The sequence below is a fragment of the Roseibium sp. SCP15 genome, from assembly GCF_040329435.1.
In the GTDB taxonomy this organism is placed as follows: Bacteria; Pseudomonadota; Alphaproteobacteria; order Rhizobiales; family Stappiaceae; genus Roseibium.
This window is the reverse complement of sequence record NZ_JBDZYI010000003.1, coordinates 33,909-50,652: the sequence shown is the minus strand read 5'-3', so window position 1 is coordinate 50,652 and position 16,744 is coordinate 33,909. Positions and strand designations below refer to the sequence as shown.

The 16,744-nt window shown below is 55.2% G+C and carries 17 protein-coding genes; 12 read left to right on the top strand and 5 right to left on the bottom strand.

What is annotated here, in order from left to right:
- Positions 1-138: 138 nt before the first annotated feature.
- Positions 139-591, top strand: a complete 453-nt coding sequence (locus ABLO27_RS14010; RefSeq protein ID WP_353033567.1) for an iron-sulfur cluster assembly scaffold protein — start codon at positions 139-141, stop codon at positions 589-591.
- A gap of 30 nt (positions 592-621) precedes the next feature.
- On the top strand, positions 622-972 hold the full coding sequence (gene yidD, locus ABLO27_RS14005) for a membrane protein insertion efficiency factor YidD (protein WP_353033566.1): 351 nt from the start codon (positions 622-624) through the stop codon (positions 970-972).
- Between the two features lie 62 nt (positions 973-1,034).
- Here the strand turns inward: yidD and ABLO27_RS14000 are convergent, their stop codons facing one another.
- Positions 1,035-1,934: a DMT family transporter gene (locus ABLO27_RS14000; RefSeq protein ID WP_353033565.1), complete on the bottom strand. Its 900-nt coding sequence runs from the start codon at positions 1,932-1,934 to the stop codon at positions 1,035-1,037.
- 135 nt (positions 1,935-2,069) lie between these two features.
- Between ABLO27_RS14000 and ABLO27_RS13995 the strand changes: the two genes are divergently transcribed.
- The 3 genes from ABLO27_RS13995 (at position 2,070) to ABLO27_RS13985 (ending at position 5,667) form a co-directional block, all read left to right on the top strand.
- The gene (locus ABLO27_RS13995; RefSeq protein WP_353033564.1) at positions 2,070-2,522 is read left to right on the top strand and encodes an Lrp/AsnC family transcriptional regulator; all 453 of its coding nucleotides are present in this window, start codon (positions 2,070-2,072) and stop codon (positions 2,520-2,522) included.
- A gap of 189 nt (positions 2,523-2,711) precedes the next feature.
- A complete protein-coding gene (gene thrS / locus ABLO27_RS13990) occupies positions 2,712-4,682 on the top strand; it encodes a threonine--tRNA ligase (protein ID WP_353033563.1) in 1,971 nt (656 codons plus the stop codon).
- A gap of 136 nt (positions 4,683-4,818) precedes the next feature.
- Positions 4,819-5,667, top strand: a complete 849-nt coding sequence (locus ABLO27_RS13985; RefSeq protein WP_353033562.1) for a lysophospholipid acyltransferase family protein — start codon at positions 4,819-4,821, stop codon at positions 5,665-5,667.
- Positions 5,668-5,741: 74 nt separating this feature from the next.
- Here ABLO27_RS13985 and ABLO27_RS13980 read toward each other — a convergent pair whose 3' ends face one another.
- Positions 5,742-6,809 (bottom strand): hypothetical protein, encoded by a 1,068-nt coding sequence (locus ABLO27_RS13980; protein WP_353033561.1) that lies wholly within the window; start codon positions 6,807-6,809, stop codon positions 5,742-5,744.
- A gap of 209 nt (positions 6,810-7,018) precedes the next feature.
- On the opposite strand from ABLO27_RS13980, the gene ABLO27_RS13975 reads away from it, so the two are divergent.
- From ABLO27_RS13975 to ABLO27_RS13955, 5 genes are all read left to right on the top strand, one after another.
- On the top strand, positions 7,019-7,615 hold the full coding sequence (locus ABLO27_RS13975; RefSeq protein WP_353033560.1) for a nitroreductase family protein: 597 nt from the start codon (positions 7,019-7,021) through the stop codon (positions 7,613-7,615).
- A gap of 3 nt (positions 7,616-7,618) precedes the next feature.
- Positions 7,619-8,221: a flavin reductase family protein gene (locus ABLO27_RS13970; RefSeq protein WP_353033559.1), complete on the top strand. Its 603-nt coding sequence runs from the start codon at positions 7,619-7,621 to the stop codon at positions 8,219-8,221.
- Between the two features lie 329 nt (positions 8,222-8,550).
- Positions 8,551-9,861 carry a transglycosylase SLT domain-containing protein gene (locus ABLO27_RS13965; RefSeq protein WP_353033558.1) on the top strand — a complete coding sequence of 437 codons (1,311 nt, stop codon included), beginning with the start codon at positions 8,551-8,553 and terminating at the stop codon, positions 9,859-9,861.
- Positions 9,862-9,964: 103 nt separating this feature from the next.
- Complete coding sequence (locus ABLO27_RS13960; RefSeq protein WP_353033557.1) at positions 9,965-11,119, top strand: DUF2336 domain-containing protein; 1,155 nt, start codon at positions 9,965-9,967, stop codon at positions 11,117-11,119.
- Between the two features lie 116 nt (positions 11,120-11,235).
- Positions 11,236-12,654, top strand: coding sequence for a hypothetical protein (locus ABLO27_RS13955; RefSeq protein ID WP_353033556.1), 1,419 nt, complete (start codon positions 11,236-11,238; stop codon positions 12,652-12,654).
- Between the two features lie 43 nt (positions 12,655-12,697).
- On the opposite strand, the gene ABLO27_RS13950 is transcribed toward ABLO27_RS13955, so the two are convergent.
- Entirely contained in the window at positions 12,698-13,492 is a 795-nt protein-coding gene (locus ABLO27_RS13950; RefSeq protein ID WP_353033555.1) for an acid phosphatase, read from the bottom strand.
- 49 nt (positions 13,493-13,541) lie between these two features.
- A complete protein-coding gene (locus ABLO27_RS13945) occupies positions 13,542-13,700 on the bottom strand; it encodes a hypothetical protein (protein ID WP_353033554.1) in 159 nt (52 codons plus the stop codon).
- Positions 13,701-13,763: 63 nt separating this feature from the next.
- On the opposite strand from ABLO27_RS13945, the gene ABLO27_RS13940 reads away from it, so the two are divergent.
- A complete protein-coding gene (locus ABLO27_RS13940; RefSeq protein WP_353033553.1) occupies positions 13,764-14,222 on the top strand; it encodes an avidin/streptavidin family protein in 459 nt (152 codons plus the stop codon).
- Between the two features lie 81 nt (positions 14,223-14,303).
- On the opposite strand, the gene ABLO27_RS13935 is transcribed toward ABLO27_RS13940, so the two are convergent.
- The gene (locus ABLO27_RS13935) at positions 14,304-14,687 is read right to left on the bottom strand and encodes a GFA family protein (RefSeq protein WP_353033552.1); all 384 of its coding nucleotides are present in this window, start codon (positions 14,685-14,687) and stop codon (positions 14,304-14,306) included.
- Positions 14,688-14,935: 248 nt separating this feature from the next.
- Between ABLO27_RS13935 and ABLO27_RS13930 the strand changes: the two genes are divergently transcribed.
- Positions 14,936-16,708 (top strand): adenylate/guanylate cyclase domain-containing protein, encoded by a 1,773-nt coding sequence (locus tag ABLO27_RS13930; protein WP_353033551.1) that lies wholly within the window; start codon positions 14,936-14,938, stop codon positions 16,706-16,708.
- Positions 16,709-16,744 lie beyond the last annotated feature (36 nt).

Genomic DNA, 16,744 nt, shown 5'->3' with positions numbered 1-16,744 from the left:
GCGCACATGCGGCACTCAAGAATACCAACTGCGACCACTCTGCCCCTTGCGAATTTGCCGTGGCAACTGATCTATATATATGAAAGCACCATGCCAGCAATGTGGCGGACGATCACTGGCTTTCACGAAGAGGCGAGAATGCTTGACGACATATACAACGCGAAGATCCTTGAATTCGCCGGAAACATTCCTCGAATCGGCCGTCTTGAGCAACCTGACGCAACGGCAAAGGCGCATTCCAAGCTTTGCGGTTCAACTGTTCTCGTTGACATTTGTGTGAAGGACGGTGTGGTGACCGACTTCGCGCATGACGTGAAAGCCTGTGCGTTGGGACAGGCTTCCTCTTCGATCATGGCGCAGAACGTGGTCGGCGCCAGTTTCGAGGAGCTTCGTGATGTCCAAAGAAGCATGCGTGCCATGCTGAAAGAAGGTGGCGAGCCGCCCGCGGGGAGATTCGTGGATCTCAAATTCCTGGAACCCGTGCGAGAGTACAAAGCCCGGCACGCCTCCACGATGCTGACCTTCGATGCGGTTGTCGATGCGCTCGGCCAGATCGAGGCCAAACAGAAGGAAGACGGCGCTGCTGCCTAGTCTGCAGCGCGATTTCTTTTCCTCGCACTCATGTGTTCCAAGCCAAAACAGGAGACCACGTCCGGCAAACCCGTTTCGATACTGGGGCGAGGGGCGATCGGTCTCATCTGGATCTACAGGCATTCCCTGTCCCTGATCATGGGGCGGGGCTGCCGGTATGCGCCAACATGTTCCGATTATACCGAGCAGTCGATCCGTCAGTTCGGGTTCTGGGCAGGTGGCTGGATCGGATTGGCGCGTATCTTGAGATGCAATCCATGGGGGGCTTCCGGTTTCGATCCGATTCCGGAAGAACTTCCGGAAAGTGCGCGATGGTATCTTCCCTGGCGCTACGGCCGTTGGACCGGCCGTCACATTTCAAAGGAGCATAGGCTCGACTAGGTTGTGAGCCGGATTCCTGGCCCGATTGGGCCAGGAATAGAGAGGTCTGAAGGGGCTCTGATTTAGCGTGACGCAGAGGCGGTTGACTTCACACTGATCAAGCGCCAGCCGAAGGTCATGCCCATCGCCGCCAAAATGATGGCAGCTGCTCCAAAGAGCTGGAGAGCCTGCAGCTGATGTCCAAAAGCCGCATAGTCCACGAAGATGGCAACGACCGGGTAGATGAACGAGAACGCTCCCTGAAGATATGTCGGCAGCTTCTGAACCGCGCCATACATGAGGATATACATGATCCCGGTATGCACGACACCCAGGGTGAAAAGAGCACCCCACGCGGTCGGCCCTGATGGCAACGCATTCCAGCTGACAAACGGGGCGAGCATCAAAATGCCGACGCAGACCTGAATGAGGGCAATGAGCTGGGGAGGCGTGCCTGTCAGCTTCTTGGTCAGCAGTGCTGCAACCGCCCAGAAGAATGCTGCGGCCAGGGCAAGACCGATGCCGACTGCATAATTCGCGTTCGCGTAATCGGCGCTTTGCGGTTTCGCCTGGATAATCAGCAGGACACCCACAAACGCGACTGCAAGCCAGCCCAGTTTTCCCATTGTGATACGTTCACCAAGAAAGAGCGCGCCGAACCCCACGAGGATGAATGGCTGGGTGTTGTAGACAGCCGTTGCGACGCCAATAGATGCTTCCGAATAGGCACTGAAAAGCATTGCCCAGTTCACCACGATCGCAATACCTCCGAGGGCTGCAAGGCTGAGCTTTTTCAATGTGAGTTGGCGTCTCAGGAGACCTTGTGATGCGCAGATAATGAGCAGCGCCAGTGCTCCGAATGCACAGCGCCAGAAGACAACGTCGATCGCTCCCTGACCGGACAGAATTACAAAAAGTCCGATGGTGCCGAGAATAGTCATTGCGGCGGTCATTTCTGCCGCGCCCCGCAGGGTCTTGTCCATGTTTGCCTCCATGAGGTTTGAATTGCCTCAAGTTTGGCAAAGCAGGTTGGTACGTTCCATTCGATAAATTAGGTGTTTCTAATTTTCTCTATTATATAATTAGGTTCATGATTGTTGGTTCTTTGGAAAATTAAGATGGATGACGCAGATAGGAAAATTATTGAAGCCCTGCTCGCAGATGCGCGGGTATCGCTGAAGGACCTTGCCGCGCACGCGGGATTGTCGTCCCCGGGAGTTTCCGAAAGGGTCCGCAGACTTCAGGAACGGGGCATCATTCGCGGTTTTACAGTTGATATAGACCCAAAGGTTCTGGGTTACAGTTTGCAGGCGATTGTTCGCATCCGGCCCTTGCCGGGTAAATTGCATATCGTTCAGCAGATGATCCAGGAAATTCCCGAATTCTGCGAATGCGACAAGGTCACTGGGGAAGATTGCTTCATTGCGCGCCTGGCCGTGCCTTCGATCGAGCAGCTGGACGGCATCCTCGACAAGATCGCGGACAAGGCTGAGACAAGCACATCCATTGTAAAGTCCCAGCCGATCCGTCGACGGCCGCCACCGCTGGTCGTTAGACAAAACGAGGAATGATCCAAGCACACAAGTCCCTGGACCGGGAGGACACTTGACCGAGGCAGAATTTGTGCCCTGCGTCTTGATCATGCCAGCTTTCCGTCCGATAGGGTTGCTGTTTGGCCTTGAATCCCCTATCAGCGGGCGGTTCGAATCCCTTTGAAACGCTTACCTGCCTTGTCTGCAGGAGTGAGCAGGAGAAAAATGATGATCCAACTGACTTTTCCCGACAATTCCGTGCGCGAATATGATGCCGGCACCACCGGACTGGATGTTGCCAGCGGAATTTCCAAATCGCTCGCCAAAAAGGCTGTAGCGATGACCCTTGATGGGGAACTCAAAGATCTTACCGACCCGATCAATGAAAACCATCAGATTGAGATTGTCACCCGCGATGACCCGCGTTCGCTGGAACTGATCCGTCACGATGCCGCCCACGTGATGGCCGAGGCCGTGCAGGAGCTGTGGCCCGGCACCCAGGTCACGATCGGACCGGTCATCGAGAACGGCTTTTACTACGACTTCAAGCGCGTACACCCCGACACCAACGAAGATTGGCCGTTCACGCCGGAAGAACTGCCTGTCATCGAGAAGAAGATGCGCGAGATCATCGCGCGCGGTGCGCAGTTCACCAAGGAAATCTGGAGCCGCGAAGAAGCCAAGACCTACTTTGCCGCCAAGGGCGAACATTACAAGGTCGAGCTTGTCGATGCCATTCCGGAAGATCAGGAACTCAAGATCTACAAGCAGGGGCAGTGGCTTGATCTTTGCCGTGGCCCGCACATGGTCTCCACCAAACAGATCGGCGATGCCTTCAAGCTGATGAAGGTTGCCGGTGCGTACTGGCGTGGCGATTCAAACAACGAGATGCTGACCCGCATCTACGCGACCGCCTGGCACAACGAGAAGGAGCTGAAAGGCTACCTTCACATGCTCGAAGAGGCCGAAAAGCGCGACCACCGCAAGCTTGGACGGGAAATGGACCTGTTCCACTTCCAGGAAGAAGGCCCGGGCGTCGTGTTCTGGCATCCCAAGGGCTGGGACATGTTCCAGAACCTGATCGCCTACAAGCGCCGGGTTCTCAAGGATACCTACAAGGAAGTGAACGCGCCCCAGGTGCTGCACACCTCGCTCTGGGAAACTTCCGGTCACTGGACCTGGTACAAGGAGAATATGTTCTCCGTACAGTGCGCCGACACGGAAGCCGAAGATGATCGTGTCTTTGCACTGAAACCGATGAACTGCCCGGGTCACGTTCAGATCTTCAAACACGGGCTGAAGAGCTATCGCGACCTGCCGCTGCGTTTGGCAGAGTTCGGTGTGGTTCACAGGTATGAACCTTCCGGCGCGCTGCACGGGCTGATGCGTGTGCGCGGTTTTACCCAGGACGATGCCCACGTCTTCTGCACTGAAGAGCAACTGGCTGACGAGTGCCTCAAGATCAACGACCTGATTCTGTCGGTTTACAAGGACTTCGGTTTTGATGAAATCGTGGTCAAGCTTTCCACCCGACCGGAAAAGCGCGTTGGCAGCGACGAGATGTGGGATCACGCCGAAGATGTGATGTCCAGGGTGCTGAAGCAGATCGAGGCTCAGTCCGAGGGGCGGGTGAAGACCGACATTCTGCCGGGTGAGGGGGCTTTCTACGGTCCGAAATTCGAGTACACCCTGCGCGATGCCATCGGCCGTGAGTGGCAGTGCGGAACCACCCAGGTGGACTTTGCCCTGCCGGAGCGTTTCGGCGCGTTTTATGTCGACAACAATGGCGAGAAACAAACACCCGTCATGGTCCATAGAGCGATTTGCGGCTCTATGGAGCGGTTCCTCGGCATTCTGATCGAGAACTATGCCGGACATTTCCCGCTGTGGTTTGCGCCTTTGCAGATCGTGGTCGCCACCATCACCTCCGAAGCTGATGAATACGGTCAGGAAGTGGCGGACATGCTGAAAGCCAAGGGCTTGAAGGTGGAAACAGATTTCCGCAATGAAAAGATCAACTACAAGGTCCGTGAGCATTCTCTTGCCAAGGTGCCAGTGATCGTTGTTTGCGGAATGCGCGAGGCAGAAGAGCGGACGGTGAATATCCGTCGTCTTGGCTCCAAGGACCAGAAGTCCATGGGCCTGGAAGAGGCGATTGCGGCGTTTGCTGAAGAAGCAACGCCGCCGGACTTGAAATAAGTCCGTTTGCCACGATCTACGGAAAAGTGATCGACGGCACACTGTTCAATGCAGTGTGCTGTCACACTGGTGAAACAGAACGACTGTTATTCGGTTCTGAATTTGCCAGAGTGAAACAAGGTGTGAAGCAGCCGCCGTGGACTACGCAGAATTCAGTTACGCCAATCCCGAACATCCTGCGCTGAAGCGCTGGACCATCAGGGCGATTGAAGGCATCTCCGGGCGCCGGAAGCTGGTTGACCTCTATGATGTGTGGAAACACTCGATGGTCGGCACGTCGGACAATATCTGGAACGATCTTCTCGGGCTGATCAACCTGAATGTCTCGGTTGCAGATGGTGAGTGGCCACCGAAAAATCTGCCCGAAGGCCCCCTGGTGCTGATCGCGAATCATCCCTACGGAATCGGCGATGGCCTTGCGATCCTGGCGCTGGCTGAGCAACTTGGCAGGCCGTTCAAGATCCTGATCAACAACGAGCTTCTCAAAGTGCCGGAAGTTCGGCCGTTTTCATTGCCAGTCGATTTTGAAGAGACCAAGGAAGCTCTCAAAACCAACATGCAAACCCGCAAGGAAGCCCTCCGGCTTCTTGAGGAAGGCACGACGATTATCGTGTTTCCAGGTGGTGGCGTGGCAACCGCCGCCAAGCCCTTTGGCCGTGCCGAAGAACTGCCCTGGAAAACCTTTACCGCCAAGATGATCCGCTCTTCGAAGGCGACAGTGCTGCCACTTTATTTCGACGGACAGAATTCCTGGCTGTTTCACCTGGTCAGCAAGTATTCGCTGACCTTGCGTCTGTCGCTTCTCGTGCGCGAGTTCCGCCGGATCCTTGGTTCGGTCATTACTGCACGTGCCGGGCAGCCAATTCCGTTTGAAACCTTGTCGGGCTTCGGTGATCAGAAGGAAGTCATGGATTTCCTGCAGACGAAGGTCATGGAAATGGCGCCGGTGAAGCGGGCCCGGCGATTGCTGCGCAGAGGCGCCTAGGCGATCCATTCCAAACAGTGAGTACGCCTGTAGACATTCTGCAATTTCGAGGGGCAGGGTGACCGTGCGGACGTTTAGTTGCTGGCGGTACCCTGCTGGCTCGCCAGTTCACTCATCGTCGTGACGACTTCGACCTCGTTGTCTTCTCCCGAAGCAACTTCAAACTTGTGAAGATACGTGCGGCCATTGTTTCTGGCGATGGCTTCATATTCACCTGCGGCCAGAACAAAGTCCGGGAATGCACCGGTTGCTTCCACCACCACGTCGCCACCCGGGCTGAGGACTGACCAGGTCGTGTTGGCGATGGCTTCGCCGCCACGCTCGTTGACAAGCTTCAATGTGATATCTGCCGCCTTGTGCAGCACTGTCGCTTCGGTCAGCTTTCCTGGCAAAACCTGAATGTCGGCCCGGACAACGGCATTCACATCACCATACCGGCTGACGACATGATAGGTGTCGGCACTCAGGCGGATGATCGAACCCGGCTTGACGTTGGATGCAACTTTGTCCCGCTCGCCGCGGGCATCGAATGTCATGCCGTAGATGTCGAAAGAGATCGGCTCGTGGTTGATGCTGTCGCCATCCTTGAGCGAGGCATTGAATTTGATGCCTCCAGCGTTCAGCGTCACCATCTTCGACAGGACTTCCTTGCCGATCACGATCCGGTTGGTTGCCTGCGCGAAACCATACGCGGTGTGGATCAGGTAAGTGCCGGGATCGAGACGAAACTCGGCGTCGCCACCTTCGGACGTCGCAACAAGTTCCAGGCGTCCGTCGGCATTTGTCGTTTCGGAATAAATGCGCCAGATGAGACCATCGTCCAATGGAGTGCTGTCCTGGGTCAGCTTGGCCATCAGGTAAAGGGCTCCCTGCCGGAGACCGTTTGACACACCGTGTGTTGCTGCGGTGGCTGGCGCGTAAGGAGCCAGAATGTCGGAAAACAGGGGTTCCGGTTCACGGTCAAGAAGGTTGATGATTTCTTCTTCCGGCTCTGCCACCGGCGCATTCGGATCCGGTTTGGCAGCAGGCGGCATCGGCGCATCCACAGATTGCGCAAAACCTGCAGAAGCCACCATCGCCACTGACGACACACCAATCACGATGGCGAGTGCCGCACCCTTGAGGAAACGATTGAAAATCATACCGCCCGAGACAATTCCAAAGTTCACCATGCCCACTGTATTATCATTTTGACTCGGAAAGTTTACCAGTCTTTTGAGTCTCAGTTCCGATTTTCCCCTAAAGGACCTGAAAATCGGGCAAATTCAAGACCGCGCTTGTACAAGTTGACAAATACGATCAATCAATTACGTGGATCGTTGCAATTGCGACCATCATGCAGGACTGCGCCATGCCGAGTATTAGTTCCGGATCTCCGGAAACACTGGAATTTCTCCGGAAACGCCGCTCACACCCTTCCGTCACAATGTCTGAGCCGGGCCCCGACCAGGCACAGATCGAGGATATTCTGACGATTGCGGCGCGTGTGCCCGATCACGGAAAACTGGCGCCATGGCGTTTCGTTGTTTATCGCGCCGAACAGGGGAGCAAGATCGGTGCGTGGCTTGCTGATCGATACGAACAGAAGGCCGGGCCGCTGGATGCCGATCAGCGAGAAAAGGAGCTGACCCGTTTCACCAGAGCGCCTGTGGTGATCGGCGTTGTCAGCAAAGCCGGAACGCACCCGAAGATCCCTGTGTGGGAACAACAGCTATCGGCTGGAGCGGTTTGCATGAACCTGGTGACCGCAGCTGCCGCTTCAGGCTTCGTATCCCAGTGGTTGACGGAGTGGTATAGCTTCGATGTGGAAGCAGCCGCATATCTTGGAGCAGAAGAGGGCGAGCAATTCGCCGGCTTCGTGCATATCGGCACGGCCAGCCAACCTCCGGTCGAACGTCCGCGTCCGAACCTTTCCGAACTGATCTCCAATTGGACAGAAGCAGAGTAATAGATGTTCTACGAAACCGAGAAAAACGACCATGGCCTGCCGCACAATCCATTCAAGGCCATCGTTTCTCCGCGTCCAATCGGATGGATTTCTTCGCTGGATGAGTATGGCGGGACAAATCTGGCACCTTACAGCTTCTTCAACAGTGTGAGCGACACCCCTCCGATCGTCATGTTCTCTTCCTCCGGGTTCAAGGACAGCGCCGCCAATGTCGAAAAGACCGGAGAGTTTGTGTGCAACATGGCAAGCTGGGACCTGAGGAATGAGATGAATGTCTCTTCGGCCGCGGTTCATAGTGAGGTCTGTGAGTTCGAGCTGTCGGGCCTGGAAATGGCGCCTTCACGACTGGTCAAGGTTCCCAGAGTGGCCAAGGCAGTGACTGCTCTTGAATGCAAATACCTGCAAACTCTGCGCCTGAAAGACCTGAACGGCAGGGATACGGACAGCTATGTCGTGTTTGGTCAGGTTGTCGGAATTCATATCGATGACAGCATCATCGTGGACGGCAAGGTGGACGTGACGCTCTACAAACCACTCTCCCGCCTTGGGTACATGGAATACGCGGCTGTGACCGAAGTATTTGAAATGACCAGGCCCAAAGTCTGAAGCGTCGACACACAGCGATGAAAACAAGAATGGTGCCGCTCGGTTCGGTGCCTTTTTTGCAATTTGCAACTGCCGACTCATTGCAACCGGTGGTCCATAGCCGGTGATTTCGCGGGGTTGAGAGCATAAGGTGGCACAGGCAACTCCATTGGAACTGGCGATTTTTGCTGAATATCGTAGAATCTATTGGCATAATTACGCATGGTCAGGCCGTATCTGGTGCTCGAATTGCAATAACTTCAGCGACTTGCTTCTTGTTAAGGATTTGTTAACCAATTGGGCGCGAAGGTTAACGAAGTAATAAATAGTTCCGTCGAGGAGACAGCGTCATGCATGTTGCTGACACTACCTCGATCGCGTCAAGGATCGAGCTTGCGTTTGAGTCTGCGAGTAACTCCACAGGTACTTCCTTCGAGTACCTGGTAAAGACAGCTGCGCGGGAATCGTCATTCAATCCAGCCGCCAAGGCACAGACCTCGAGTGCTACGGGATTGTTCCAGTTCATTGAATCGACCTGGCTTGAGACGATGAAGGAAGCTGGCCCCAGACACGGGCTTGACAAGTACTCAGATCAGATCCAGCGAACCAGCAACGGCAAGTATCACGTCAGTGATCCCAAAGTGCGTCAGGAAATCCTCGACCTTCGGAAGGATCCGGAAATTTCGTCGATGATGGCCGGGGCACTGACGCAAAAGAACGCCAGTTATCTTGAGCGGCGGATCGGCCGGGCACCGACCGATGGCGAACTTTATATGGCGCATTTCCTGGGTGCCAATGGTGCAAGCAGGCTGATAGACGCGGCACTGACCAATCCCGAAACGCGTGCCGACAGCTTGTTTTCGACACAGGCCAAGGCGAACAAGCCAATCTTCTATCATCCCAACGGCAATGCCCGTTCGATGGAAGAGGTCTATGAAGTCATCGTTTCCAAGCACAATGCGGTGACGATGATCGCCGAGGCCGGCGGGAAAAAGAATACGGGTCTCTCCAGTGGTATTGCGAGCGTAGCGGCATTGCCAAGCGCGAAGCCGGCGCATCCAAGCCAGCTCGTGGACCAGAACAGTTTTGACCATCTGGCAGGAGATCCTGCCGCAGCATTTGCCGTTCGCGCTAAACCACCGGCACCGGGCCAGCAATTCGCAGCGACCGGGGAAGGGGATGGCGATCGTTCGCTAGGTGAAGCGGTCGAATTGGCAAAAGTTTCCGTTCCCATTCCGAACCGCAGACCGGACGAAACGTCTGCGACCGGCAACGGTGAGGAACGGCAGGCAGATGAGAGCGTTGTCGCAAAAAGCGCACCGGCTGCGCAGCCTCCGTTGGAAGCTTCGATCAACGGATCGGATCTTGAAAGGGCGACAAACCAGGTCTTGTCCGCTTTTCAGGCAAGCGATACGGGCAATCCGTTTGAAGCCATGTTCCGCAATGACGCCGGATCTTCCGAAGCAGGTGTCAATCCACGCTTCGCATCAGCGTTTCAGGCTGTCGAGGAAGCCGCTCCTTTCAGCACATTATCCGGAGCTTCCAGTCAGGTGACCGCGCAGGAACTTGCCTTGGCGGATCAGGGCGGCCCCCTGGATCTGACGCGGTTTTTGCGGCTGAAGGCGGAAGAAGAGCAAAAGGACCTGCTGCCGCCAGCTTAGGGGTCTTGAGATCGTGGCGACCTTGTCAGAATTATGGTGAACCGATCGTTAAGCCTTTGATGTCAGAATCGATTCCGACACTTGGGAAGATTGTTTTATCGCCATGACAGTACATGACCTTCTGCAACTGAATCAGGTTGAAGAGCGCACCTTGGAGATCCAGGCCGCGCAAGAATTTGCGGAACGATATTTGGCTGCCGAACCGGGCAGTCAGGAGCGGGCGAGCATGGCGACAGCACTAACAGTTCTTCTCGATGATCCAAGCCGGGTAGTGCGCAAGGCAATCGCCAAGATACTCGCCGCGTCGTCTCACTCACCCGCACATGTTGTTCGTTGCCTGGCAAACGATGTCGATGAAGTGGCCGTGCCAATTCTCAAATCGTCTCCGATCCTTTCGGATGCTGAGTTGGTCGACCTGTTTGCCGAAGGCAGTGAGACCGCCCAAATGGCTATCGCAGCACGGTCAGCTCTCTCCGCTTCCGTTTGTGCTGCCATCTGCGAAGTGGGCAGCGAAAGCGCCTGTCGGGTGATGTTGCAAAACGCGGGTGCCAGTGTGTTGCAATCGTCGCTCTTGCGGATCGCACAGCGTTTTGAAGACCGTCCGGAAATCTGCGATCAATTGTTGAAGACCCAGGAGCTGCCTCTCAGTGCGCGGTATGAGCTGTTGATGAGACTTGCGGCGAACCTGGATGATCACCCCATTGTTCTTGAACGCGTGCCGGAGAACCAGCGGCACAATTTCCTGAGCGATGCGCAGGACAAGGTCGTGCACAGACTTGCATTGGAAGCCGGTGCTGAAGATCTGCCTGACTTTGTCGAACATCTGCGTGCAAACGGAAAACTGACCACCCGGTTGTTGCTCAGGGCGGTGTGCTGTGGCCGGCTTCGGTTCTTTGCGGCTGCCCTTGCCAATCTGGGGCAGGTTCCATTGCCACGACTTTGCAAGTTGTTGGTGACCGTTCGCCGGTCAGCTCTGCAGGCAATTCTCAGGAAAGCCGGGTTGCCGCTCAGGTCACACCAAACTTTCCTGCTGGCAATTGACATCGCACGTCAGGCGGAGGCTGATTTCACCTACGACCTCGCTCTCGATGAAGCCAGAATGCTGACCGAGACGCTTCTGGAAGAAATACAGGATGGCGCGCTCGGGGCCGATGAAGATGTGACCGCATTCTTGCGGCGTTTTGCGATAGATGTCGCCCGTCTGGAAGCACGGCTGCTGGTCAAGAACAGCATGTCCCAGATCACCAACGCTGCTTGATCCTGGCAGAAGTGGTTGCTTCTGACCTGTTCCCGACCAGTTGCACCGCTCTATAAATGTGAGTGGCGTCAGGTCGGGCACTTTGCCTGACACATGTAACCAGGAGGTGCTCGTTCATGTGGGGCCGGCTGACGAAAGTTCTTTTCCTACTTGTATGTGGTGGCCTGACTGCCGGAAATGATGCTGTCGTGGCACAGGAGAAAGTCCACAAACTGGCACTGATCTCCGATATTCACTTCAATCCCTTCGATCCGATTTCCTTGACCGGCGCTCTGATTGCTCGACCGGTTGAAGCCTGGCCGGAGATTTTTGCAACGGTCGAAAATCAGGAGATGTCGCCCTGGGGTGAAGATACCAACTTCGCGCTCTTGAATTCTTCATTGCGAGCCTACGCGGCAAACACGGCCGAGGCAGAGCTGACATTTCTGGGAGGCGATATTCTTGCGCATCGTTTTGAAAAGATAGCGCGCGAGGCTTTGGCAGGTTCCCTGAGCGAGGCAGAGATTCGCGAGTTGAAGCAGAACACAGCGATATTTGTGGGCGAGCAATTGGCGGCGCAGTTTCCAGGCAGGCCGATTATCTTTGCGCTTGGAAACAATGATTCCGATTGCGGAGACTACGAGATCACTCCAGGAGGAGGGTTCCTGTCCGGCACTCGGGAAATGGTGCGCAAACTCGTCGGGCCTCAACTTCTCTCAGACGATTTCGACAAAACCTATGGTGCTGGCGGCTACTACGTGGCGCAGCACCCTCAAGTTCCGGATACAAAGATAATCGTTCTCAATGATGTGCTTTGGTCGGACAAATATCGGGACTCGTGCGGAAAGGGCGGCGATACTGCCGGCCACGACATGTTGAACTGGCTCCGCGATCAGTTGGTCGGGCAGAAAGCGAGTGGTGGAAAGGTGTGGCTTGTGCATCATATCCCATGGGGGATTGATGCGTTCTCAACGAACCGCAGCAGCAAAACCGAGTGCACTTCGAAAGTCGTTCCTTTCCTGCGTGAGCCGTTTTCATCCGAGTTTCTCGCCATGCTGCACACTTTCTCTTCGACGATAACAACGAGCCTTGCCAGTCACACGCACATGGATGACTACCGGCTTCTGAGCGGGACGGATGCCACACCTTTGATCGCTCAAAAAATCGTACCGGCAATCAGTCCGATTTTTCATCAAAACCCAGGTTTCTCGGTCGCAAGTTTCACGTCAGGAGGAGGCGAGATCGTTGACTTTTCAACCTATGCTCTTCGAAATCTTGAGAGCGCATCGTTGAGTGTGCCGGGTGAGTGGCAAAAGGAATATACTTTCACCGCAGCTTATGGCCTTTCGGAGTATTCCACGCAGAGCGTCGGCAACTTGATCGCGGCAATAGGGCATGGAGGTGACGCGGAAACGCTTTACCGTCGATATTTTCAGGTTGGGCACGGTAGCCTGCCGAGCGAGGTCATGCCGGCTTATCTTTGCGCCATGAAGGCTCTGGAGCCCGATAATTTTAGCAAGTGTTATTGCGACGACGCCACTGCGCCAGCGAAGTGATCTCCTTGAGGTAATCACTCGGTACAAGCTTCGTCGGAGTTTTTCAGTGTCGCCAGACCTCCAGCACTTTTGTTTCTTCACCGCAGTCCTTTGACGGGCTTTGGCCTGCTGTAACTTCCGTTTTTGCTGTCGCCAGATCAGCCTTAAACTCCGCAACGCTGTGCAATTTCGCCACGACAGCGGCGCCCAGCAATCTTCCCTCGACCACATCGCTTTGCCAATGCACGTTGCAGATGACCCTGCTGTCACCAAAACTCCTGCCGCGTTCGAGCACCGCATTCGATTTGCCCGGCGAGATTTGCGCCAGGATGAGTGCCCAGGTCCAACCGATTGTTGCGTGGCCGGAAGGATAGGATCCGTTATCGCGAAGGAATGCTTCGTCATCCGGCGTGCAGGTCTTCTTGCCATTTATCTGGAACGGACGTTTCCTCTGATATTTGTCCTTGGCAAGTTTTGTCGAGTGTCCGGCATCAGTCATGGTTCTGCGCATCAGATCATAAAGCACGGGTGTTTTATCTGCGCTTATCTCGACCCCCAGGGCACAAGAGAAATTGTCTGCTGCGGCTGGGAAATCGAGATCCGCATCCTTGGTTGCCAGACGAAAGCGCGCGGTGCCCTCAAGCGCCAGGGCCTCAGCGTTCAAGGCCTCGTCCATCAGCTGGCGCGGTGTTCCCCAGGTCGGGGAGGGCGGGAGCAAGGAAAGACTGTCAGGAAGCAAAGGCTTGGCCAGATACCCTTCTGGCCAATCGTGGCCCCAGCCCGAAGCTTTTTCGGCTCCGAGGGCGGTTGAGGAAAGAATGGCAAGCGCCAAAGCAACAAAGGCAGGCTTCATTGTCATGATTTTGTCCCCACGTACGAACCGAAATAACTGATTGCCCGGGCGATGGTCAGACCCGTTTGGCCGGGCGCGCCGCTTCAACAATTTGGACGATTTTGGTGCCGACACTGGCGGCGCAGGCGAAGGCCCGGTAAAATTCAACTTTGATCTTACATTGCCCGTGGCGTTGAGCAGAAACAAGTTTCAGCTCGTCGAGACAAATTTGCATGTTTCTATCGAGATTTACCGCTCTTTTCAGAAGGTACTCGGTTAGTGAAACTGGGAGAAGGTGATGGATACGATTGAAGAAGCCAAAGATCGCTGGCTCGGGACCTGGCAAAACACCAAAGGCTCGCTGATGAGGCTCCGGCAATGCGATATTGTTCACTCGACTTCACCGGAAAGATCCGAGCATTTTTCCGTGACGGGAACGTATCAGACTGCCAAGGGCCGCGTACCGCTGGATGTCAGGTGTCCGCTTAGTGGTTATGTCACGAACGATCATATCGTGTTCTCGGTGAGTTTTCGCTTCGAAGAAAACAACAAGGAAGAGGTACACTCCCTGACGGCGTGGGCGGGGCAAGTGCTTCCGGATCCCGATGATCCGTCTAACCAGCAACTGTCAACGCTATGGCATCTGGTGCCAGACATTGAAAAGGGCGATCCGGAGGACACGTATGGCTGGGTAAAAGCCTGGTCGGGAGCAGACAATTTCAAAAGGCTGAGCAAGGACCCCGACCATAGTGTTTGAGGAAAGAGTCACATGCCAAGGCAACTCGCTGGAGCTATTCGGAAGCTGCTCCAGCGTTGAGATTGACGGCGGCTGGCCGCTTCAAAGCGACGATTGATCGACAGTCTTTACGTCCGGCAAAGGGTAGTAGTCACCCTTGGTCTCTGGATAGAGCTGCCGGTCCATAATCAATCCGGTGGTACCGTCGAGTGATCCCGCCATCACGGAGACGTTTTCGCTGCCAATCTCGTTCCAGAAGAGCTGGCTACCGCACGTGCCGCAAAAGCCTCGCCTGGCGGTTTCGGAGGATTGATACCAGGTAATTCCTGATAGACCTTCGATCCTCAAATGCTCCTTCGGTACTTGTGTGGCTGCCACGTAATGCCCCGATGATTTTCGGCACTGGTTGCAGTGACAGCCGACAACCTGTCTCGGCGTGCATTGAATTTCATACTTGATCTGACCACACAGACAACTTCCGCGCATGGGATTGCTCCTTGTTTCCTGTTGCCATTTTCTCGCGTGGTTGTGTGATCCCTTGCAGTATTGCGGTTTAGCGATGCGTAATTGCGACGTTTTCCGAATTGAAGGAATGCAGCAAATCTGCTTCGAGCTCAATGTTCCTGATCATCGCTCGAGAAGCTTGGTTGGATGCGACACGATTGGAGAAGAGTTTGTGTACGTGTCCGTGTGCTTGTAAACTGTTGCCCTACAGATTTTAGGTCGAATGACCAATGCCTGAGGTCGAACGCAAGTTAGCTACAATTCTAGCCACCGACGTTGTCGCATTTTCGGACATGATGGGTCGGGACGAGCTTGGTGCTCTGCGGTCTCTGAAAAGTTGTCTCGGATTGATAGAAGAGAGTATTAATGCTCACAACGGTCGCGTTTTCGGTGGTGCGGGAGACTCGCTGATTGCCGAATTTTCCAGCCCATCATCTGCGGTATTGTGTGCGGCCGAATTCCAGGAGCGGATTGCGGAACGCAACTGTGACCGGCCGGACCAACAGTGCATGTGGTTTCGCGTCGGAATCGAATTGGGGGAGGTCATCGTTGACGGCGAAAACCTTTATGGAGAAGGCGTCAACATCGCAGCTCGTTTGGAAGAACTGGGAAATGTTGCGGGCGTATGTATCTCGCAGAAGGTTCACGAGGAAGTGCGACACAGTCTTGCGCTGCCCTTTGAAGACAGCGGAGAACATGACTTAAAGAACATCGATCATCCGGTACGGATTTTTCACCTGAGAACGGAAGATCGGAACGACGATGAAAGACACTCTTTCCGGCCCGGAGTGGCAAGCCCTTCAAACGAGCGCTCTCACGGAAGGAGCCGTAAGCCAGATCACTCGCTGGTGTTGCGCAGCATCAGTGTTGCAGGTGACGACGAAGCGGAGTTTTTGGCAAAGGGACTGAGAGACGGACTGATCCGCAGTCTGAGCAGGCACTCCGAGATAGGGGTGGTTCACGAGCAGTCTGCGCCAAGCGCGGACGCTGATTACATTCTTGAGGGCTCCGTTCGCGGCAGATCTGGTCGTCTGCGCCTGACATTCAGCCTGATTGAAGCTTCCAGCGGGACACAGGTCTGGAGTGAGCAATTTGATCGCACGAGCAGTGACGACGTCTTTGACCTGGAAGAGCAAATATCACTGGGCGTGGCAGCAGCAATTCGCGTCAAACTGAAGATCGTAGAATTCGAACGTTTGCGAGACGCATCCAATGACGAGTTGTCCGTTGGTGAGCTGCTTAGAAAGGGGGCTGCCTACCTTGCGCGCGGCCCCGGCGAAAACGACAAGGTGGAAGCTTGCCTGCGCGCTGCTCTTTTACATGAGCCGGACAACTCGATGGGGCTGGCAATGCTCTCTTTTTGCCTGTTCCGACAGTTCGAGTATTCACCAATGGCGCTGCCCGCGGGCACAATCATGGCATTGAACCAGATGGCCGAGCAGGCGGTAAAGCAAAAGCCCGACAGCTACTTTGCTCATCTCGTGGTCGCGATCCTTTCTCAAGACCTGTCCGGTGACTTTGAGCGCGCGCGTCTTCATGCTCAGGCGGCATTGGATGCAAATCCGGATCTTCTTGCGGCCCACGGAATGCTGGCGATTGTCGAATGTCATACAGGCGATGCAGCTGCGGGAGTTACGGCCTTAAAACGCGTTCTCGATGTCAGCCGGGAAGATCCTCACCGCTTTCGCCACCAGCGTGAATTGGCTGTTGCTCATTTTGTTGCCGGTGACGTCGAGGCCGCATCGGAGGTCGTTGAGCGCCTTGTGGAGAGCGATCCGCAGATGGAGCGCAACAGACTGGTTCAAGGGGCCTTGTTATGGCTTGGTCGAGACGCCAAGGCTGCTGAGGCCGTCGGGCGACAGTTGCGGAATGAGTATCCTGACCTGTCCGGCTTGACGAAACGGCCCGTCTGGTTCGGTCGATCAAAGGATGCTGCCCGTTTCGAGGTGGCTTTCTCGGCTATCGGGCTGGGGAGTGGGCTTAGAGACGCACTGGATGGTTGAAGCAAGCGATGCGCGTTTGGGGTGTGCAGGCGACTT